This is a genomic window from Ruminococcus albus 7 = DSM 20455, from assembly GCF_000179635.2.
Taxonomy (GTDB): domain Bacteria; phylum Bacillota; class Clostridia; order Oscillospirales; family Ruminococcaceae; genus Hominimerdicola; species Hominimerdicola alba.
The window spans coordinates 759322-779460 of sequence record NC_014833.1 but is presented as its reverse complement, the minus strand read 5'-3'; the positions used below and the strand labels follow the sequence as shown (position 1 = coordinate 779460).

The 20139-nt window shown below is 41.5% G+C and carries 21 protein-coding genes; 8 read left to right on the top strand and 13 right to left on the bottom strand.

The annotated features are described in order from the left end of the window. Positions 1-17: 17 nt before the first annotated feature. From RUMAL_RS03470 to RUMAL_RS03460, 3 genes are all read right to left on the bottom strand, one after another. On the bottom strand, positions 18-986 hold the full coding sequence (locus RUMAL_RS03470) for an IS5 family transposase (RefSeq protein ID WP_013497417.1): 969 nt from the start codon (positions 984-986) through the stop codon (positions 18-20). Then, positions 983-3391: an Eco57I restriction-modification methylase domain-containing protein gene (locus RUMAL_RS03465; RefSeq protein ID WP_050793255.1), complete on the bottom strand. Its 2409-nt coding sequence runs from the start codon at positions 3389-3391 to the stop codon at positions 983-985. The genes RUMAL_RS03470 and RUMAL_RS03465 overlap by 4 nt, the downstream gene beginning before the upstream one ends. A gap of 145 nt (positions 3392-3536) precedes the next feature. After that, positions 3537-4556 carry a hypothetical protein gene (locus RUMAL_RS03460; RefSeq protein WP_013497416.1) on the bottom strand — a complete coding sequence of 340 codons (1020 nt, stop codon included), beginning with the start codon at positions 4554-4556 and terminating at the stop codon, positions 3537-3539. A gap of 279 nt (positions 4557-4835) precedes the next feature. On the opposite strand from RUMAL_RS03460, the gene RUMAL_RS03455 reads away from it, so the two are divergent. The 7 genes from RUMAL_RS03455 (at position 4836) to RUMAL_RS03425 (ending at position 10783) form a co-directional block, all read left to right on the top strand. After that, positions 4836-6305, top strand: a complete 1470-nt coding sequence (locus RUMAL_RS03455; RefSeq protein ID WP_037304944.1) for a YfjI family protein — start codon at positions 4836-4838, stop codon at positions 6303-6305. A gap of 86 nt (positions 6306-6391) precedes the next feature. Continuing rightward, a complete protein-coding gene (locus RUMAL_RS03450; RefSeq protein ID WP_028504436.1) occupies positions 6392-6688 on the top strand; it encodes a helix-turn-helix domain-containing protein in 297 nt (98 codons plus the stop codon). 3 nt (positions 6689-6691) lie between these two features. Next, positions 6692-6865 carry a hypothetical protein gene (locus RUMAL_RS21650; RefSeq protein ID WP_013497413.1) on the top strand — a complete coding sequence of 58 codons (174 nt, stop codon included), beginning with the start codon at positions 6692-6694 and terminating at the stop codon, positions 6863-6865. Between the two features lie 341 nt (positions 6866-7206). Beyond that, positions 7207-8403 (top strand): plasmid recombination protein, encoded by a 1197-nt coding sequence (locus tag RUMAL_RS03440; RefSeq protein ID WP_013497412.1) that lies wholly within the window; start codon positions 7207-7209, stop codon positions 8401-8403. A 130-nt stretch (positions 8404-8533) separates the two neighbouring features. Next, positions 8534-9715, top strand: coding sequence for a tyrosine-type recombinase/integrase (locus RUMAL_RS03435; protein WP_013497411.1), 1182 nt, complete (start codon positions 8534-8536; stop codon positions 9713-9715). 368 nt (positions 9716-10083) lie between these two features. Further along, entirely contained in the window at positions 10084-10356 is a 273-nt protein-coding gene (locus RUMAL_RS03430) for a DUF6809 family protein (RefSeq protein ID WP_013497410.1), read from the top strand. A 10-nt stretch (positions 10357-10366) separates the two neighbouring features. Then, positions 10367-10783, top strand: a complete 417-nt coding sequence (locus RUMAL_RS03425; protein ID WP_013497409.1) for a hypothetical protein — start codon at positions 10367-10369, stop codon at positions 10781-10783. 43 nt (positions 10784-10826) lie between these two features. Here the strand turns inward: RUMAL_RS03425 and RUMAL_RS03420 are convergent, their stop codons facing one another. The 4 genes from RUMAL_RS03420 to RUMAL_RS21165 all read right to left on the bottom strand — a co-directional run bounded on the left by RUMAL_RS03420 (position 10827) and on the right by RUMAL_RS21165 (position 13105). Continuing rightward, positions 10827-11351 (bottom strand): hypothetical protein, encoded by a 525-nt coding sequence (locus RUMAL_RS03420; RefSeq protein ID WP_013497408.1) that lies wholly within the window; start codon positions 11349-11351, stop codon positions 10827-10829. A 221-nt stretch (positions 11352-11572) separates the two neighbouring features. After that, on the bottom strand, positions 11573-12448 hold the full coding sequence (locus RUMAL_RS03415) for an IS1595 family transposase (RefSeq protein ID WP_013483548.1): 876 nt from the start codon (positions 12446-12448) through the stop codon (positions 11573-11575). Between the two features lie 97 nt (positions 12449-12545). Further along, complete coding sequence (locus RUMAL_RS03410; protein ID WP_050793254.1) at positions 12546-12914, bottom strand: hypothetical protein; 369 nt, start codon at positions 12912-12914, stop codon at positions 12546-12548. A 2-nt stretch (positions 12915-12916) separates the two neighbouring features. Beyond that, on the bottom strand, positions 12917-13105 hold the full coding sequence (locus tag RUMAL_RS21165) for a helix-turn-helix domain-containing protein (RefSeq protein WP_080557244.1): 189 nt from the start codon (positions 13103-13105) through the stop codon (positions 12917-12919). 116 nt (positions 13106-13221) lie between these two features. Here RUMAL_RS21165 and RUMAL_RS03405 point away from each other — a divergent pair, with 116 nt between their 5' ends. Then, the gene (locus RUMAL_RS03405) at positions 13222-14097 is read left to right on the top strand and encodes an IS1595 family transposase (RefSeq protein WP_013483548.1); all 876 of its coding nucleotides are present in this window, start codon (positions 13222-13224) and stop codon (positions 14095-14097) included. A gap of 177 nt (positions 14098-14274) precedes the next feature. On the opposite strand, the gene RUMAL_RS03400 is transcribed toward RUMAL_RS03405, so the two are convergent. The 6 genes from RUMAL_RS03400 to RUMAL_RS03380 all read right to left on the bottom strand — a co-directional run bounded on the left by RUMAL_RS03400 (position 14275) and on the right by RUMAL_RS03380 (position 19903). Then, positions 14275-15018 (bottom strand): TRM11 family SAM-dependent methyltransferase, encoded by a 744-nt coding sequence (locus RUMAL_RS03400; protein WP_013497407.1) that lies wholly within the window; start codon positions 15016-15018, stop codon positions 14275-14277. Then, a complete protein-coding gene (locus RUMAL_RS03395) occupies positions 15018-16736 on the bottom strand; it encodes an AIPR family protein (RefSeq protein WP_013497406.1) in 1719 nt (572 codons plus the stop codon). Before RUMAL_RS03395 ends, RUMAL_RS03400 begins: the two co-directional genes overlap by 1 nt. Beyond that, positions 16736-17593, bottom strand: coding sequence for a type II restriction endonuclease (locus RUMAL_RS03390; protein WP_013497405.1), 858 nt, complete (start codon positions 17591-17593; stop codon positions 16736-16738). Before RUMAL_RS03390 ends, RUMAL_RS03395 begins: the two co-directional genes overlap by 1 nt. A 93-nt stretch (positions 17594-17686) precedes the next feature. Then, on the bottom strand, positions 17687-17860 hold the full coding sequence (locus RUMAL_RS21525; protein WP_013497404.1) for a hypothetical protein: 174 nt from the start codon (positions 17858-17860) through the stop codon (positions 17687-17689). A 16-nt stretch (positions 17861-17876) separates the two neighbouring features. Beyond that, positions 17877-18755 (bottom strand): DNA adenine methylase, encoded by an 879-nt coding sequence (locus RUMAL_RS03385; protein ID WP_013497403.1) that lies wholly within the window; start codon positions 18753-18755, stop codon positions 17877-17879. Between the two features lie 152 nt (positions 18756-18907). Continuing rightward, positions 18908-19903 (bottom strand): hypothetical protein, encoded by a 996-nt coding sequence (locus RUMAL_RS03380; RefSeq protein ID WP_013497402.1) that lies wholly within the window; start codon positions 19901-19903, stop codon positions 18908-18910. Positions 19904-20139: the final 236 nt, after the last annotated feature.

The window sequence follows — 20139 nt, the reverse complement described above, 5'->3', positions numbered from 1 at the left end:
TCGCAGGGCGCACTTTATCAAGCCAGCAAGTTTTTCTTGTCAGCCAGATAAAGATTCGCCAGCGCGAATATCATATTAAATTTGGCTTGTTGTTTTCGCAAGCCACGGTACCGCGTTCGTCGGAATCGGAACAGTCGCTTCACAACTCCGAAAACGTGCTCGACCTTTGAACGTACTGTGGACTTCGCAAACTCTTCTATCTCAAAAACCAACTGATCATTAGGCTCCAGTTTCTTCTTTGCACCGCGCCGGCGGTTGATGTGATACTCCCGCCCCTCTTTTTGCTTTTCCTCCGATATATGCTCCTCAACATTCAGATATCCCGAATCTCCGTATATTTCATCTTCATCGCCATCGATCACGTCATCGACGGCTTCCGTATCGTGTACATTTGCAGCGGTCGCCTTGACGTGGTGAACAAGGCCGGTGTCCTTATCGACACCGATATGCGCCTTGTATCCGAAATACCATTGATTGCCTTTCTTGACAGAATGCGCATCGGGGTCGCGCTGCCTGTCAGCATTTTTTGTGGAGGAGGGCGCGGCAATAAGTGTCGAATCGACGATAGTACCTTTCTTCAGGATGAGATGATTCTTATCCAGGATGCTGATGACCTGCGCGAATATCTGCTCTTGGATATTGTTGTCGATAAGCAGCTGTCTGAATCGGCCGATAGTATCGCCGTTGGGAACATCATCGGGAGATGATACGCCGCAGAAATCAGAGAAAGAGCGGCTGTCGAGTATCTCATACATAACGGCCATATCTGCGAGGTCATAGAAATTCTGGAGAATATGGATCCTGAGCATCAGCTCGATTGGGTATGGCTTCTGTCCGACTTTCCCTTCATAATAAATCGGAGATATTATAGAAACCCAGTCTTGCCAAGGGATCAGAGAATCCATTTTCTCAAGGAACTGTTTTTTGTTGGTCTTTGCACTCTGGAAGGCATCGCCGAAGAGTGAGGTTTGAAGATTGCTTTTCATACTTTTATTATATCATTTTTTGGGCTGCTGCGCAAGTTGTGCGGTGTTGCCTTAAAGGGATAGAATTCTCGGTTATAGATTACTGCCTTTACAGCATCCTTTTCGACTTTTACAGTTTCCTTAAATCCGTTCTTACCGATGATATATTTTCCATCTATATGACAATTAGTAAGATGATACATCTTCTTCCAAAGAGCCTGAATACCGTCCTTTACATCCAACTTCGGATAATCTCCCAGGACACCGCAGGTTTCGGCGAGTCTCTTTTTGATTTCTTCAATCTGATAGTTGTCATAAGACCAGCTCTCTGTGCCTGTTTTTATTGGTAATGAAGCGAAGTCGCAACTTGCAAAATCGCCGTTATCTTCGCTGTTTTCAAATATAGTCTTAATGTCCTCGGCTTCCGAAGGCATAAAGAAGTATTGAACGCTATCATTTTTCTTTTTGGAGAGAACCATGATCGAAACATAGGTGATTCTGCCTTTGAAAATATCTGTTGACTTAAAGTCGATCAGCTTTTCAAGGTACTTTCCTTCATTGATCAGAGTACGGATCGAACGTCCGTAATCAGTTTTGAACCAACGTCTCTGAATTATAAATCCGAGTTTTCCGTTCGGTGCAAGTATGCTGATACATTTCTCGATAAATAATACCGAAAGGTCAGCTTTACCCTCAAATGAGCTATACTTTGTGCTTAAATAATCGTGCATCAATGGCTGTGCTGCCTTGAAATGCTTTGTTTCAACATAAGGAGGATTGCCTATTACATAGGAAAAGCCTTTGTTTTTACTGAAAACATCAGCAAAAGCGATCTTAATGTCAAAAGGCTTGATTTCTGCAATATACTTTGCCGGAATATGATTATCTGTGCTTACCAACGTGTTTCCGAGCTTTATATTGCCGTCTATATCACGGAGTATCTTCTCACCAAATGCACCTATACCATTCCAAGCCAATGTATTGTTGCCGTCAACGATTTTCATGGCTAATGACATCTTCGTTACTTCTATGGCAGCTTCATCGCAGTCTATCCCATGAATGCAGTTTGTTACAATAGCTCGTCTGCCTGCTATCGTGAGCATAAAGATATCGTCTTGAACATAGAAATAATCGCTGTATTTGCTACGTTCATTTTCATCGGAGCTGAGGATTGCAATCATTTTCTTTGTAAGCAGTTCATAAACGGACACAGCAAAAACACCTGAACCGCAACAAGGATCAAGCACTTTGATATTGAAGATGTCATCTATTGTTTTTACAGCTGAAAGGTCAACAGTCTGCTTACAAATCATATCCACAATATGCTCTGGAGTGCAGACAGCTCCGTTTGTTTTAACATATTCGGATTTTGTGACTTCCTCTATCCTGCCATTGTTAATAACAAGCTGTTTACCAAGGAATTCTTCATAGATGTTAGCAATAACCTTAACAGGAATTACGTCAAAACGGTATGGAAATGGGTAATACAAGCCGTTAACAAACTCTGCAAAAACATCGTTGTCGATATTAAGGCTCTGGAATAGTTCGTCACGCTTGAACATAGCTCCGTCATAATGGTCATAGAACTCCATATAGCAGCTGTTCTTGAATGAATTCCAGAATCCGTTTTCGTCAGAAAGAAAATGCTTTAACTTTTCGTGTTTTTCTATTTCTTTCGATTCGCATACTCTGATGAAGATGATACGGTCAAGAATCACCTGAACATAGTAATTGAGCAGCGAATCGTTGTTTATTACATTGGGATTAAGCTCTACCAATCTTCTTGCAAGCTTAATTCTGAAATCAGACAGCATGAGCATAAAGTTGCTGTCGAGCTGGTTATTGCCTTCAATGGCTTTTGTCTTATAAAGCTGTTCAAGATGGTTGGAACAGATATTATCATGCCATAAATGCTCGTACAGGGTATCAAAATATTCAATATACTCATCTATTGAATACTGCTTTGTTCCCATAGCAGCACTCTGATCAGGCGATGGGACAAATCGGGTATCATAGATTACGAACTGCTCAAAGTTTGATACAAATGCACATGGGGACTGTGCAGACCAACCGTATGAACGAATTTGGAAGGCAGTTTCTTTACTGGTGAATATATTTACATCAAGAGATTTAGCATCTAAGAATGATTTGATATTAGTGCCGTTCATCAATGTGTAATCAGGCTTTTTATGGGTTGAACTGATTTCTTTGAGCTTTTTCACCTGCTGATTGTTCAGCACACGTTCCTGAAGTACCTGAGCAGTATTTTGAACATCCCAACCGAAAATAGCAAGCAATTCATTAAGCCAGGTACGGATAGTTTCTTCACTGATGTCTTTATGGTCTTTACCTTTGAGCGTATTATTATATCGTTCAATCAGCTCAGAGAGCTTCGATTTTGCTGTTTCTTTGCTTGAAATGCCCATAACTATTCTCCTTATGATGCTTTATATGTTAAAAACAAATATCCAAATTACATTATAACACAAATTTGCTGAAAAAGCAACCTGAAAACCCGTAAATTGCCTAAAATTCGATACCATATAACTTTGAACCCACTGGATTCAAAGTTCAGACTTTCTTTCCGAACCTCTCAACCAGCTCATCAGCCAACGCCTTTATCTCAGCCTTATACTTAGCCCCAAGCTCAAAAAGCTCCTTGGTCGGTAAACCGTTCCGTATCAGGCGTTTTTTGAGCTTGTCCATATCGTCCATACGCTCCTGTTTTGCCTGCATAAACTCGTCAAACTCGGCAGGATGATATTTCTCAATGCCTGCTTCTACAAGTATCTTCTTATATCTGCGGACGTAGGCATCATAATCACGCTTGACGGCAGAGTATTCCTTGGTATTCTCCTTGTAAATAGCCTCTTTCTGCTGTTTCTGTGCTTCGATGCACTCAGCAGAGCGACAGCAGACCTCGCCTTCCGTTCCGAGGAACAGCTTATGGCAGAAACCACACTCGCAGACTGTCCACTTGTTTTGATGAACGAGCTGCCCGATCTCCGCAAGGATAGTCAGCAGGCAGTTATCGCTTTCACGGAATACATTATAAGTGTATTCGTCGGCAGCAATGATCGTCCGCCCAGGCTGTATCATAAAATGCTCCATATTTGCCTTATGGCTGAAATACGCATCACTTCTCATAAGCGTAAATTGCGTATCCATGTAGTCCATGAGCTTTTTTGACACTTCGTCCTGTATCTTTCTTCTGTTGAGCTTGGCGATAACTACGTCATTCGGTTTCAGCAGGACATATCTCTCCTTGTCATAGAACTCAATAACTGAGCAGACATAGCCACGGAAGAATATGTTTTCCCCATACTCGGCAACGAACCTTGCAATCATATCATCGGTGCTGACATCAATGCTCCTGTCAATACGCAAGGCGCTGTTGAGCCTGTCCCTGAACGCATCGTAAGGCTCGGTATGCTCGCAGAACACTTTATGCTGATTCATCAGCTCATCAAAGTCGAACGTTCTTGTATTCAGAACAGCGCCATGAACACTTTCATCGGTATCATTAACAGACTGTGCGATATTTATCGTGCGGTCTGTTTCGTTTATACGGTAAATTGTCGTAGTTCCCATACGCTCTCCTCGCTTTCAGTATCTTTTTCCATTATAGCATATAACACGCAAACTGTCAATTATAATGCGTATTATTGCGTGATTATATTCGTATTTAAAAATATCTTGCGTATTATTTTGCGTAAATACGCAATACACGCACAAGCCCTCCGAAAGAAATGTTACAATGTTCATGTCAGTTGCGAAAGACTTCTGACAGCGGAGCAACATGACGATGTTGACCGCTATACATATAAAAGTGCTTTTATAGATCAAATCAGAAAGGACGATGATAATTCATTGGACAATGTAACACAGTGGGCAAAGCCCATACCACTACGTCCCGACGGGACGAATCTCCTGCCGTTCCCTGTGAACGCGCTCCCACCTATTATAGGTGATATGGCTGACGCAATAGCAACAACCACATCAACGGACGTTGCAATGGCAGGCACATCTATACTCTCAGCAGTGAGCTACTGCTTTTCGGGAGTATACCGAATGTCCGCCAAGCGTGACCATACGGAGCCGCTTGTGCTTGACACCCTGACCATAGCCGAGCCGAGCTTCAAGAAGTCACCTGTTATGTCGCTGATAAAGCGTCCGTACATTCAGTTCGCCCATGACTGGAACGAGAACAACAAGCAGGACATATTCACATCTCAGGCGGAACGCAAGCTCCTACAAGGCAAGCTCGAAGCACTTGAAAAGAAGAAAGACGTTACCGCTGAGGAGATAGCAAAACTGCAAACAGAACTGAGCAATATCCCGCCCAGCAACTTCCGCAGGATAGCCGTGGATGATGTTACTCCCGAATCCCTTGTGAACCTACTCGAAGAAAACGGTACTCTGCTTATGATCTCGGACGAAGCCGGAATGCTTGGTAATTTCAGCGGACGTTACAGCAACAACGTGCCGAATCTCGACCTTCTGCTGAAATCGTGGAATGGCGAGACCTACATCAGCGACAGAGCGACCAGGGCAAGCATCGTGCTGAAAAAGCCGTACATGAGCATCTGCCTTGCCTGTCAGCCTTATGTGTTCGACGGTATGATAAACAATCCCGTTTTCAGGGGCAGCGGACTGATAGCGAGGTTCATGTATTGTTTTCCTGTGAGCAATATCGGTTCACGCAAGTATGATACGCAGGCTGTGCCTGAGCAGGTCGCAGAAAACTACAAGAACCTTGTGTACAAGCTCCTCGGTGCGAAGTTCACATACCACGATGAAAAGGAGCTGTATCTGCATTTCGATGCAAAGGCATACAGCGAGTTCGTTGACTACTACAACAACTTCATCGAACCGCATCTCGTTACTGATATGGCTTTCTGCAAAGACTGGGGCGGCAAGTATCACGGTGAACTGCTCAGACTGTGCGGTATCATTCACTGCATCAAGTGTGCATTGAATGACAGGAACCCCGTAGAGAACCGTGTCACGTTAGATACATTCTGCAATGCCATTGAGATAGGCGAGTATTTCCGTGAACAGGCTATCTACGCTTACAGTCTCGGTGACGTTGATCTCGGCACGATTAAAGCTGAGAGGGTACTCAACAAGATACGCTCCAAGCACATAAACAACATCAGGCAGAATGATTTATACAAACTCTGCCGTTGTACGCTGTTCAAGAATGCCGCCGACTTCGGTGAGACAATGGAGATGCTGGAAGAATACGGCTATCTCCGTCGTGATACCATACCGGCAGCAAACGGCTGTAATCGTTCGGGGATAATGGTCTATATCAATCCCCGTATCCATACACAATAAACATTTTAGACATTATAGGAGCTATTGTGCTTAAAATGTTTAAAGTTCACAACATAAAAACCGTAGAAAGAGAGAGGTTTATTACTATGAATACAACAGAAAAGAAAGCAATCGTAGACAACATTCTTGAGCTTCTGATTAAGCTCACTGAGGACGAAGAATACTCCGTTCCGCAGACCGTCAAAGCACCGACTTCCAACAAGGTCGAGATGCTGACTATCAAGGAGAGCGCCGAACTCATCAGCGGACTTTCCGAACACACAGTACGCCAGCTTGTGAGACAGGGCAAGGTCAAGTCCGTAAGAACAGGTGCAGGCAGGAACGGAAAAATACTCGTGAACAAGGCTGACCTTGTGGAGTATTTCAACGGGAAGGAGGTGTGAGACATGAACAAACTCGAAACGCTGAAATTCTTCCTCTGGAAAAGAAGCGGTCTGCATCTCCGTGATGCTCTCGCTCGCTACTATGAGTACCTGTCGAATGAGGAGATCAGGCTCTACGAAAAAGAGATTAATCAGCTCCTTGAACAGTACGAAGTTGAGGTAGAGCTTCCGTTCTGATTTTACAATTTTCAGAATCGCATTTCTGAAATTTTGTAATGCGGATTTTTGAATAAATGCACCCACATTTTCGGCTGCTCCGTCAGCCGATAGGAGCCTCGCAGAGCCCCGGCATTTTTGATAGTCGTGTATGCGGCTGTCAAAAGTGCTTTGGGGTTACTGGCGGCACTCCGCAAGTAAATCCGGTGCTTCGCACCGTTTGGTTTGCCGATCACCACTGTATCGTTGCAAGCCAATCAAAGCCCATCAAGGGCGCTCGCATAGCAAAGGCATCAAGCCTTTTGCGTACCTGTTTTCCCTCGTCAGAGGGTTCAATAAAAATATAAAAAGGAGACATTTTTATGAGTGAAAAATCAATCTCTATGTGTGAGGGTAAAGGCAGCCTTTCACATAACAACAGAGAGTTCACTGCCAAGAATATCGACAGCTCCAGAACGCCGAACAACATCGTGTTCGTTCAGCAGGAATTGGGAGAAGCCTATCACCAGCTTTTTGATGAAGCAGTCGAGAAGTATAACGCCCGTCAGAAAAGAAAGGATCGCAAGATCGGTGACTACTTTGAACACCTGTTCAATCGTCCGCCCAGCAAGAGTTTTATTGTCAACGCCAACAAGCAGAAATGCTTCTATGAACATCTCGTTTACATCGGAACGAAAAAGGATTCAGGCATAGGTACTCCCGATGCAGAGATAACGAAAGAGTGCCTGCGTGAATACATGGAGGGCTTTCAGGAGAGAAACCCGAATTTCTATGTGTTCAACGCTGTTATGCACCTTGATGAATCGACACCGCATCTGCACATCGACTATATCCCCATAGGACATTTCAAAAACGGTCTTGAAGTTCGCAACGCCAAGAACAAAGCTCTCGAAGAAATGAACTTCGGAAAGGACGCAAAGGCGAACAACCGTTGGAGACTTGCCGAGTGGGATATTTTGAAGAATATCTGTAATGCTCACGGTATCGAGATCAGCGAGCCTAAGAAGTCCAGGGGTTACAGCTACACGGTCGAGGAATACGGCGAGCATCAGGACAAGATAAACGCCCTTAACGCTGAGATCGAAAGGCTTACCGCAGAGCGTGACGAGACTGTTGCAGAGTTTGAGAAGCTCTCCAAGAAGAAAGTGAATATCACCGAGATAGAGAGCATCGAAGCTAAGGAGTCTATGTTCGGCAAAAAGGTCACTCTCACTAAGGAGGACTATGATAAACTCAGCGACACCGCAAAGAAGTATGTCGCTATGGAAAAGAACATCAAAAAGCTGAAAAAAGAACGTGATGCTGCCGTGCAGGAACTTGGTGCTATGAAACAGCAGTTTGAAGCCGTTTCCTCGGAGCTTTCTGCCTACAAAAAGAAAGAGGAGGACAAGCGTTTCTTCTCCCGTGAAAAGCAGAACGCCGAAGCTAAGCGTATCAAACGTGAAGATCAGCTATCCCGTGACCTGCAAAAGGCAAGGGCTTTCATATCTGCCTGTGGACTGACGGAGGACTTCGCAAAGTACCGATATAACAGGTCGAGAAGTACAGAATTAGAATAACAGATCAGGACAAAAGAATAACATTATGACATACCCTGAAAAGATACGTCAAATCTCTTGACAACAGCGGAATATTGCGCTAAGATTATAGATGTACAAGGGTATGTCATAGATTTTTAGGAGGTAATTTATGGCAACCATAAAGAAACGTGGCGACAGCTACCTTATCAGAGTAAGCTGTGGCTATGATGTAAACGGTAAACACATGGAGCAGTCCATGACTTGGCGACCCGAAGAGGGTATGAGCAAGAAGCAGATCGAAAAGGAACTGAACAGACAGGCAGTCATGTTCGAGGAAGCTGTCAACCACGGCTACAAGACTTCTGCTATGAAGTTTCAGGAGCTTGCGGAGGAATGGTTCGAGAACTACGCCAAGAATGCTCTCAGAAGCACTACATACGAGCGTATGCTCCAGCTCACGCACCGTGTCTATCCTGCTATCGGTCATCTGCGTATCGACAAGATAACCGCAAGGCACTTGCAGGGCTTCGTGAACTCTCTCGCCAAAGAGGGAGCGAACGAAAAGACAGGCAAGCCCCTCGCACCGAAGACGATTCGTCACAACCTGAGCTTTATATCGGACGTGTTCAGCTACGCTGTTCGTATGGACTTGGTATCTGATAATCCGTGCAGGAAAGTGACTATCCCGAAAGGCGAGGTCAAGGAGAAGCCTATCTACTCTCAGGAAGAGATCGCACAGCTTCTGACGGCTATCAACGGCGAGGACACGAAGTACAGAGCTTTCTTCTATCTGATAGCGTACAGCGGTTTCCGCAGGAGCGAAATGCTCGGTCTTGAATGGAAGGACATCGACTTCGAGAACAATATTATCAGCATCAAGAGAACGAGCAATTACACGGCAGAGCGTGGCATCTACACCGACACCACCAAGACCAAACGCTCAAAGCGTGTGCTGAAGATCAGTCCGTACATTATGAATATCCTCAAAGAGCTGAAAGATGAGCAGGACGAGGAAGCACTCAGGCTTGGTGACAAGTGGGTAGAGAGCGACAGGCTGTTCGTCAAGTGGAACGGCGAACCCATGAACAACCAGACACCTTACGGCTGGCTGAAAGAGTTCTGCGAGAAGAACGATATGCCTTTCTACGGTATTCACAGCTTCCGTCATTTCGCAGCTTCTGCCTTGATCTCATCGGGGCTTGATGTGGTAACAGTATCGGGTGCGTTAGGACATTGCAATTCGGGAACGACTTTGAACGTCTATGCTCATATGTTCCAGACTGCACAGGCGAGAGTGGCTCAGGCAATGGACGGAGCGTTCAGCTTTCTTCCGCAGGATAGCACAAGTTAAAACAAAGCTGTCCGCTACAAAATCGCAGTAGCGGACAAGTAGCGGACAAACCCATTTTTCAGTATAAAAGAAAAACTCGGAAACGGCGATATTACGCTGTTTCCGAGAACATTGATTGGTGACCCGTACGGGAATTGAAAATCCCCCACCCATTTATCTGATTTTCAGTAAGTTTGAAAAAATGCGGAAAAATACGGCATTTCAGAGCAAGTTGCAAAAGCTCACTTACTCTGTTTTATGCCAACTTTTTGTGATGATAAAGAACAAATAAAGAACAAGAATCACATCACGGCGTATCTTTTCAAATCTATTGTTGATCGGATTTTTTTCATTTCAGATGAAATGAAAGTCAAACTGGAGGTTTTACAATGAGTAGAAATATTCTCGACGAACTTTACGATTATGACCTGTTCCACCTGACCGAAATTGAGGATATGGACGGTTCATACAAGAAAGCCCTCGACAGGCTCGTCAAGGCAGAAGCCGAACTGAAAAAAGCCTATCCCGACAGCACTGAAATTCTTGACGAATATCAGACAGCGGACATTGAACTGCACAATCTCTCCAACCGCAATGAGTTCCGCAAAGGCTTTAAGGTCGGCGCACAACTCGTCATTGAAATGATAAAGCCCATTAAGTGAGGTGGACGGTATGAGCAGATATAAGAGCGAACAGACTGCGTACAGCACTCTGAAAAAGAAATCAATTCCGCTGTGGAAACTGGACACCAACACCGTGACTGTCACCCACTTCAATCCAGATACACAGACCGAGGAGAGCAAGACGTACACCACCGATTTCATCAGGTATCATCTTCATTTCTCTGACAGCCATTGTCCCGACAGGCTTCGCAAACTCATCAATGAAGGCAGGATCATTCAGTATCTTGATGATATGGAACGGAAAGTCGGTGAAGCTATCTCCCGTCAGGTAGAGCTTTGGAAGCAGACCGATAGTTGCTATCAGAAAGCTGTCCTCAGTGGTGATGCTGAGAAGATGCTCGGTCTGGAGAACTGCTTTGTCTACATGGCGAGAGAAGCGATGTTTGAGTGTATGGTTTATATTTGAGAGCAGACGGCTGTACCTTCGGGTGCAGCCGTTGTTAATATTCCTATACGTTTTTTATTGCGTTCCAAAGCATATCTCTGCCGGAATAATTCCAATATCGTATATCCTGCTCGATAAACAACCATTTTAACGTTTTAATGATCAATTCTGTTGTAAATCCGGTTTTGAATGTCAGAAACATTTCATCTGCGCTTATTGACTCACATTTATATACCTTCTCCAATACCGAATAGAGTTGTCTATATTTCTTAGAACTTTCCTTCTTCTTTTCTGTTAGATCAATAATAATGTCATCATGTTTTGGATAACTGCGTCTTCTCCCGTTTGGATTGAAATTAATGTTTTCAACTCCAACTACAAAATCAAATCCATTATGAAGATTAGCAGGTCTTCTAAGGTATATCCTATTTCCGTCATTAAGAGTTTCGACGTAATAGGTATATCTGCTTGCTAAATCTTTCTTACCTTGACCAGGTTCTTCTTTTGAAAGTTCATTAACAACTTCCATTCTGACTTTATTCCTATCCCCAACTGCATCAAAATTGAAGTTGATTTGATGTTCTGCCATAATAATACTCCTTTTAAAGTCCTAAAAAATCTAATGGTAGTTCATTAAAAAAATAGTAACAACCTACATACTGTATATAGTTTAATACATCACGATACTTATCCTGCTTGAACCAATCGCTTAACACATATGTATACACAATATCACATCCAATTTGTGATACAAGTTTTTCATACTGCATTTTTTTATATGGTTATCCCTTTAACACACCACAAGTAAGATCACTGCACCAAAGCAGCCAAAAGCCTTAAATACGCACTGTTTCCCAGCTTACGACGGTTGAATTTGTAGCAGTATTCGGCAGCATATAACGCTGTGTGGATCTTTTCGTTTCCGTGGTAAGTTCCCATGATCATTGCTTTGAAGTTTGATATAACTTTATGCATCCAGTTCAGCTGACCGCTTGTCGGATCATATGTTTCAAAAACATGGAAGTATTTCTGTGCCAACGGTTTCTTGTAACTTCGAGCATTATCACTCTCGATCTTCGAGCCTGCGCGGATATTATCCCTGGCAAATCTACCAACAGTTATACCCTTTAAATTCGGCACATCGCTCATTTTAACGTACTCGGGATTTCCTGCTGCGTTCTTTGACAAAGCTACTATCATCTTGACTTTTTCAGTTCCTCTGCCACGCTTTTTACCGTGAGTCGGAGCACCGAGATACGTGTCATCAAGTTCAACGATCCCGTCAAGCAAATAGCGTTCTTCACGGCATTTCATAGCTTTTCTGATGCGATGAAGGATGTACCATGCAGTCTTGTAGGTCACCCCCAAAGACCTCATCAGCGTAACAGCAGAAACGCTGCATTTGTTGCTCATAATGAGGAATGCGGTGACTATCCACAGTCTGAGCGGAATATGTGTTCTGTGCATAAAAGTTCCGTTTGTGGCGGATATATCTGCTTTACAGAACTTGCATCGCAGCAGATGGCGTGACCTTATCCTGCGGTACTCAGAGCCACCGCAAAACGGGCAGGCAAAACCCTTTTCAAAGCGGATATCAAGCAGAAAATCCTTGCAAAAGCTTTCATCTGCGAACTTTGAGTATATCCCATCAAGTGTGATCTCAGGTTTCGGAAATCTTTTTGACATAGCGACAGCTCCCTTCGGTTTCTGTCACTATTATACTATATTTTCTGAGTTTTGAGGTCTGTTTATTTGGACAGCATTGTAAATTATCTGTGGTGTGTTAAAGGGATAACCATGTTTTTTTATATAAGCATGTTTGAAGTTTTTCATCGACAGAACCTGATACACTTTGGAATTTCTTTTCAATTATATATACGGTTTGATTTCTGACGTTTATGAAAGCATCATCTGGTTCTAAAGCATCTGAATTAACACTTAAATTCACTCCGTTTGCTTGTAAAAATCGTCTAAAATCTTTTTTTCTTTTGCTGAATCCTATATGTATACCATTACCATACACTTCACCTATTTTTGAAATGCTATATCCTTTTCTAATTAAAGCATCATCTAAGTCAGTAGTCTGTTCAAAATGCAACCCATTTGCATTTGTTAATGCTCCACCGCCGTGTGTATTCGGGGTTCTTGGCATAGTTAATCACTCTCCTTGAAAAATACAGTAATATCAACATTCAGCGTATTAGCTAACAAGTTAAGAAAAGAAAGAGAAACACTCTTATCACACTTAGCAGATTCCAGTTTCGTAAGATAGCTTAAACTGATTCCAGTTTTCTCACACAACTGAACTTGTGTTAGTCCTGCAATCGTCCTATACTTTTTTATATCATGGTTATCCCTTTAACACACCACAGATAATTTACAATGCTGTCCAAATAAACAGACCTCAAAACTCAGAAAATATAGTATAATAGTGACAGAAACCGAAGGGAGCTGTCGCTATGTCAAAAAGATTTCCGAAACCTGAGATCACACTTGATGGGATATACTCAAAGTTCGCAGATGAAAGCTTTTGCAAGGATTTTCTGCTTGATATCCGCTTTGAAAAGGGTTTTGCCTGCCCGTTTTGCGGTGGCTCTGAGTACCGCAGGATAAGGTCACGCCATCTGCTGCGATGCAAGTTCTGTAAAGCAGATATATCCGCCACAAACGGAACTTTTATGCACAGAACACATATTCCGCTCAGACTGTGGATAGTCACCGCATTCCTCATTATGAGCAACAAATGCAGCGTTTCTGCTGTTACGCTGATGAGGTCTTTGGGGGTGACCTACAAGACTGCATGGTACATCCTTCATCGCATCAGAAAAGCTATGAAATGCCGTGAAGAACGCTATTTGCTTGACGGGATCGTTGAACTTGATGACACGTATCTCGGTGCTCCGACTCACGGTAAAAAGCGTGGCAGAGGAACTGAAAAAGTCAAGATGATAGTAGCTTTGTCAAAGAACGCAGCAGGAAATCCCGAGTACGTTAAAATGAGCGATGTGCCGAATTTAAAGGGTATAACTGTTGGTAGATTTGCCAGGGATAATATCCGCGCAGGCTCGAAGATCGAGAGTGATAATGCTCGAAGTTACAAGAAACCGTTGGCACAGAAATACTTCCATGTTTTTGAAACATATGATCCGACAAGCGGTCAGCTGAACTGGATGCATAAAGTTATATCAAACTTCAAAGCAATGATCATGGGAACTTACCACGGAAACGAAAAGATCCACACAGCGTTATATGCTGCCGAATACTGCTACAAATTCAACCGTCGTAAGCTGGGAAACAGTGCGTATTTAAGGCTTTTGGCTGCTTTGGTGCAGTGATCTTACTTGTGGTGTGTTAAAGGGATAACCATATTTTATATTTTTGCCGATAACCGCATACAATTTTTCGTCCGATTCAAACAACACATCGCTCACCCTTTCTCTATGATAATTATAACATAAAACTAAAAGCCGTATGTTTCACATATAGTGAAACATACGGCTTAAAACCATTATTTACTTTCTGAATACGAATAAGTATTCGTGTGCTATCAACAGAAAATTGTACTTAACGCTGTTGGTTTTCCAATATCCCGTTGCTTTGCAGTTATGCTGTTCTTTGATGATAAGCTCTTTCAGCGTAAATCCTGCTTCTTGAAATATCTTCATCACGTCAAAACTCATAGGTATCATACAGCCCTTTTGACGTGTATCGCCCATAAGCACTGCACAGAACTTTCCTTTTTTCAGCACACGATAACACTCAGCTGCAACAGGCTTCATAGCTTCAAGAAAGTCTTTTACTTTGAGCTGCGATAAATCCTCCGGTATTCCATCGCTGTATTTGATTATATCAGCATAGGGCGGGTGGGTGCAAATAAGGTCAACAGACTCGTCACTCTGAAAATATAAATCACGAGCATCGCCCTTATACAAAAACACTTTGCCATGTGCAGGAGGATAGTCAAAATCTATCTTTTCACGGCAGCGTGTGAGTGCTTCATCGTTGCAGTCAACACCGATTATATCTCTGTTGAGCAGCTTAGCTTCGACGAGGGTTGTACCTCCGCCCGCAAACTGATCAAGAACTAAATCGCCTTCCTGCGAATATCTGAGAATGATATTTCTCGGTATATATGGCGACCAGTTGCCACGCCACTTAGCATCGTGGGTTGCCCAATCCCCACGCTTCGGAAATGACCAGTGAGTAGTCATTTCAAGTTCAAAATCATCGGGCTCCCATTTTTTGATTTTTTTCATTAGACCATTACATCCTGTTTCTGCATAGATATATATATATCAGTTTGACTAAGCTTCTCAAACAATTCTTCACATCTTTTACCATTTTTAAAAATATTAGCAGGATAAGAATCAGTAAAATCTTTGTTTTTAATTTCGACAAGTTGGTCTATGATAAGCGGTAAGTTCTTTCTAATATCATTTCTCAAATCATCAAGAGCTATTTCTGTTAAGAAACATGAATTTAAGTTATTTTTCATCGAAAAAACATTTAGAAATATATGCAATAAAAATCTATTTCCATGAACACTAATTAACTTATGTAATTTATTGGATTTTTTCTGATAATCTGTGTTTATTGATTCAAAAATACGATATATTTGAATATTATTCCAGATAAAATATGTGGAGTATTTAGTGCCGAAAATTTCAGTATATGGGGGTTTGTCTATTTTTTCAAAGATTTTACCATAATTGCTTTTGATTGTACCAACAAGTGCCACATTACTTAAGCCACAACCGATAGCAATGGCAACATCATCAATACTACAGCTTTTTTCTTCGTCTTTAATTGTATAGCCAGATTTATAGTAGTATTCAATACCTTCCATAGCAAAGTCTTGTTGTAGTTTTCTTTGATTAGGATCTAAAGAAACAAAATCCTTGTTCTCAATCCTATTTTGTGTATTTGAATACTTTGTGATTTTATCGTTCATATCAGTTGCTAATGATTCTAAGCTTATCATCTGTATTAAAACATAAGCATTTTCAATACTTTCTTGCATTTTGGAAAGCATTTCACCGATAGACCCTGTGGTTTGAGCGCCATTAACTATACTTGCATTTTCTAAAGAAAAAACTCCAAATTTACGTCCATTAGATCCATATGGGGCTTTATTTATTTTATCAGCAACTATTTTTATACCGTTATTGAAGAGTAAAAAGTTCTCTGGTTCATTCATCAAAACCGATTTTATACCTGCATTTACTTCAGTATCACCTTTATAGTACCTAATATTTTTGGAAAACAGGTATGTTCCGTATTCCTTCCACCAATTAGCAATTGTACTAACTGGTATTTTACCATAATACCCAATCTCTTGTTCATTTCTTTCCAAAATACCATAATCTTGTAGTCCGACGTTTTCCAACATTATTGTTCGGTTAATTTTATCTGCCAATGATTGATAGATATCTTTCAATTGAATAACTTCATAGCTTATTATTTCAATTCCATCGTTAGTATTATCTACAAACGAACGCATAACTTCTTGGCATTCATCTGAAAATTTTTGATTTGAAGTATATATTATAATCGCTCTGATTTTATAATCTGTAGATAAAATCGCATTATTTATAAAAACTTTTAACGGCTCAAATTTTTCATTAAAACCTGTAAAATCACCATTTATGAGTTTTGAAATGCCTGAAATAAAAACAGAAGTATCTCCTTGAGAAATAGAATGATTGCCATCATTACTCCACTTTGATTGAATTAAATACATTGTTTTTTGATCGTCATCACAATAAACAGCATCTATTCCATTATCATGATATCCATCTGTTAATGACTGAATTACAGTGTCTACATCACTGTCTGTGTTCATCATTATGCCATATAACGCTAACGACCGTGATAAGAACGCTTTATCTTTGTCACCATTAACATCTGATAAATCTATTTTACCAGCAAATAATTCTTTAAGTTTTCCAGCAACTCTATTAACCTGAATGTTCATTATAGCACCTCTTTTAAGATTCCTTTCTCTAAATCATCAATCGAATAAACCGTATCCAGCACATCAAACGTTTCCTCGAGGTTACGTCTTGCGCTCTGCCAGCCCTTGCCGTCGGTGAACCATACGAACGTAAATCCGTCAATGGTATCAACTTCCTGTGCTATCTGTTTATAGCTTCTTGCAGTTTCATTCAGCTTTGAACCACCGCTTGCATAGAAGTTTGTTTCAATACCATAAATCATATTTTCGGTCTTGATAACGAAGTCAAAACGCTTTTCCGCCTTGCCCTGATTGGATATAGCAGAAAGGTCGATGCCCCATTTCTCGGTTATTTCGTGAATGTACATCTCCTTGAAATAATTCTGACCCTTGATATATCCGGCCTTAACAATAAAGCTTTCAACAAGATCTTCCATGAGATGTCCGCCACGATTTTTTCTTCCGTTGGAATCAAGACCTGTTTCCACACCTGTTGCATAATCGACCAGGCTGTGGATAATATGCTTCTCCATAAGCTCAAACAAGCCTGTTTTACGCATAAATACAGTGTACTGTTCGGGAGAGTAGTTCATCTTCTTGAAGTTATAAGAGAATTCCCCGTCACCGTCTATTGCATATATTTCATTCGCCCTGACAGCAAGCAACAAAGGAATACATTTCAGCGTTTCGGGATACTTGCTTACTATCTGCATAAACTCGTTTTCAATATCCTTTGAGCCGATTAAGGCATTCAGAATATTAAGTTCAACCTTTATGCTGTCAACGTTTTTATGTACCTTTGCAAAGTCAATATAGTATTCATAGTTCGCTATACTGTCTCTGAATTTACCGAGCCATTCGTTAAAATCTCTTTTCATTTTGATTATCTTGCCTATACGTTATTAAGGTGTAAACTGTTGGCAGAATCAAATGATTGCTGCCAACAGTCACTTCAAAATCCGAACAGATGATTATTCATCATCATCGTCATCATGTCCACCGGAGCTTCTGCAATCACGGCACCACGACTGAGGTATTGTGCGACCGTCGCCCATATTTCTGTATCCAAACAGTTCCTCAATCTCATCTTCACCATGAGCAGTTTTTCCGCAATTAGGACACTCTGCGTACTCACCGTAAGGCATAGAAATCCTCCTTCCTTTAATAATTGCAAATCAGCAGTTCGCTAACTGTTCCTCGACCATTTGATTTGCTGTTTATCATTCTTGTAGCGGCAACTCTGTCGATGAAAAACATCTTGTAAATATCATCAAAGAAATTATCATTTTCATCTGTATTATGCGGATCAGAATTACTCGCTACAACCTTAGCACCCTTTTCAGAAATCTTTTCAATGAAATGTCCAAGCTGTATCTGCTGTTCATCGCCGAACTCTGTTTTGGCGTAAGAGGTAAAAGATGAAGTTGCATTCAATGGGCGGTATGGCGGATCTATGTAGACAAAAGCATTATCAGTAATAAATGATTCGCATTCACTATAATCGCCGCAGTGAACGTCTACTCTTTTTAGAAGTTCGCTTATTGTGCGAATATTTTCAGCATCGCAAATAGGCGGTTTTTTATATGCCCCCATAGGAACATTGTACAGCCCTTTGCCATTGACTCTATAAAGTCCGTTAAAGCAAGTCTTGTTAATAAAAATAAATAAAGCAGCTTTTTCTTCAGTCGATGCACTTTGCTTTATAAGTTCATTAAAGCGCTCTCGCTGAGAATAAAAGTATTCTTTACGCTTTTCATCATTCATATCCCAAAAATCGCCCTGCATCTCTGAAAGTGTGGCAATAATACTTTCAGCATTATCTCTTACCTGAATATAGGTATTTGTCAGTTCGGGATTGATGTCGTTTATCAGCACTTCCTTTGGCTGAAAATTTGCAAGCACATCAAGAAGCACTGCTCCGCCGCCGACAAACGGTTCACAGTAACGTTCGATCTTGGCAGGGTATTTCTTTCTTATTTCTTCAAGAAGCTGGCTTTTGCCGCCTGCCCACTTTATAAAAGGTTTTACAGTTGTGTACATTTCAATCACCCTAAAACAGCCTAATTATAGTTATCAATGTCCAATTTACATTATAGCACAAAGAGAGCTAAAGATCAATGCTTTCGGCTATTATTTCCGCCATTTTTCATTAAATTGTAACTTTGGATCCACCGGAATCAAAGTCTCCCTCATCACCTATTCTCCGCCAACGCCTTATCCCTGAAAGCCTTGATAACAGCTTCCTGTTCTTCGATCGTATGAGCCAGCTCTGCAACAGGCAATCCGAATTCAACACATTCCGCCAGCTTGCTGTCAACGACAGCCTTGCATTTCTTTTTCAGATCATCAAACTCGTCCATGACGTATGGGCTGACTTTGGCTATCCTCAAATCTTTTTTCTTATTTCTGACATAGGCGGTGTAATTATCCATGTCACGAGTGTAGTCGCTGTTTTTACGTTTCTCCCTTATCATCTGATTTTTCAGCCTTTTATTTTCAGCAAGACATTCTTCACGTTCACAGCACACAGCTTCTTCCGTCCCAAGAAAATGGCGGTGACAGAACCTGCACTCACAAACTTTAAGTCCGGCATTAAACACTGCGAAACTGAATTCATAGAAGAAAGTGAGCAGCGGTTTATCGGCAACACGATACACGATGTTGGTGTTCTCGGTGCGAATGACAGCAAGCTGTGACCTCTGAGTAGCGACCAGTATTTCTCCCGTAGCCGAGTAGTCAAAATTACGCTCATCGTTCATAGCCTGCAATATCTCGTCAAACTGCTTCTGAAGCTCAGCTCTTGCCGTTTCCACCAACTTTTTATGGTTGAATCTCTCCTTGACATAGTCCTTCGGCATCAGGATAGGCTCACCGATGTTCATATAAGCTACCGTAAGCAGATTACTGTAATACTTGAAAAATACGTTGTCACTGTTTTGGATAACAGCAGACCCGACATTTTTTACAAGATCCTGAACCTTGATACGCTCGTTCAGACCGCTCATCATAGTGATACGGAGATTTTCAAATATCTCACTGCGATTGTTGCGAAAATCTTCAAGCTGGGACAGTATCTCATCAAACGTATAGACCTTTTCTTTTTCAGAAGCCGACAGAAGTTCATTTTTATTGATAGACCACACGATACTCACGGTGCGGTCTTTTTCATTTATACGGTATAACAGCATATTCCAACCTCTCCCTTGATACGATAACTTATATATTCGTATATACTGATTATACGCTTGATACGGTATCTTGTCAAGACTATTTGCGTATTTTTTTAAAATTTACCGTATATTTTACAGTATATACGAATTACGTTTGATTTGCTATCGTTTCGTATGGTACAATGTTCATGTCAGCAAGAGAAAGAAAGCTGACAGCGGAACAACATACCTCATGTTGACCGCAACTATTATAA

Bases quoted from the DNA above. Each gene is read 5' to 3' on its own strand.
- RUMAL_RS21525 (WP_013497404.1), bottom strand. From the start codon at position 17,860: ATGCCTTACGGTGAGTACGCAGAGTGTCCTAATTGCGGAAAAACTGCT.
- RUMAL_RS03420 (WP_013497408.1), bottom strand. From the start codon at position 11,351: ATGGCAGAACATCAAATCAACTTCAATTTTGATGCAGTTGGGGATAGG.
- RUMAL_RS03400 (WP_013497407.1), bottom strand. From the start codon at position 15,018: ATGAAAAAAATCAAAAAATGGGAGCCCGATGATTTTGAACTTGAAATG.
- RUMAL_RS03460 (WP_013497416.1), bottom strand. From the start codon at position 4,556: ATGGGAACTACGACAATTTACCGTATAAACGAAACAGACCGCACGATA.
- RUMAL_RS03410 (WP_050793254.1), bottom strand. From the start codon at position 12,914: ATGCCAAGAACCCCGAATACACACGGCGGTGGAGCATTAACAAATGCA.
- RUMAL_RS03425 (WP_013497409.1), top strand. From the start codon at position 10,367: ATGAGCAGATATAAGAGCGAACAGACTGCGTACAGCACTCTGAAAAAG.
- RUMAL_RS03440 (WP_013497412.1), top strand. From the start codon at position 7,207: ATGAGTGAAAAATCAATCTCTATGTGTGAGGGTAAAGGCAGCCTTTCA.
- RUMAL_RS03470 (WP_013497417.1), bottom strand. From the start codon at position 986: ATGAAAAGCAATCTTCAAACCTCACTCTTCGGCGATGCCTTCCAGAGT.
- RUMAL_RS03385 (WP_013497403.1), bottom strand. From the start codon at position 18,755: ATGTACACAACTGTAAAACCTTTTATAAAGTGGGCAGGCGGCAAAAGC.
- RUMAL_RS03380 (WP_013497402.1), bottom strand. From the start codon at position 19,903: ATGCTGTTATACCGTATAAATGAAAAAGACCGCACCGTGAGTATCGTG.
- RUMAL_RS03405 (WP_013483548.1), top strand. From the start codon at position 13,222: ATGTCAAAAAGATTTCCGAAACCTGAGATCACACTTGATGGGATATAC.
- RUMAL_RS03430 (WP_013497410.1), top strand. From the start codon at position 10,084: ATGAGTAGAAATATTCTCGACGAACTTTACGATTATGACCTGTTCCAC.
- RUMAL_RS03390 (WP_013497405.1), bottom strand. From the start codon at position 17,593: ATGAAAAGAGATTTTAACGAATGGCTCGGTAAATTCAGAGACAGTATA.
- RUMAL_RS03435 (WP_013497411.1), top strand. From the start codon at position 8,534: ATGGCAACCATAAAGAAACGTGGCGACAGCTACCTTATCAGAGTAAGC.
- RUMAL_RS21650 (WP_013497413.1), top strand. From the start codon at position 6,692: ATGAACAAACTCGAAACGCTGAAATTCTTCCTCTGGAAAAGAAGCGGT.
- RUMAL_RS03395 (WP_013497406.1), bottom strand. From the start codon at position 16,736: ATGAACATTCAGGTTAATAGAGTTGCTGGAAAACTTAAAGAATTATTT.
- RUMAL_RS03415 (WP_013483548.1), bottom strand. From the start codon at position 12,448: ATGTCAAAAAGATTTCCGAAACCTGAGATCACACTTGATGGGATATAC.
- RUMAL_RS03450 (WP_028504436.1), top strand. From the start codon at position 6,392: ATGAATACAACAGAAAAGAAAGCAATCGTAGACAACATTCTTGAGCTT.
- RUMAL_RS03465 (WP_050793255.1), bottom strand. From the start codon at position 3,391: ATGGGCATTTCAAGCAAAGAAACAGCAAAATCGAAGCTCTCTGAGCTG.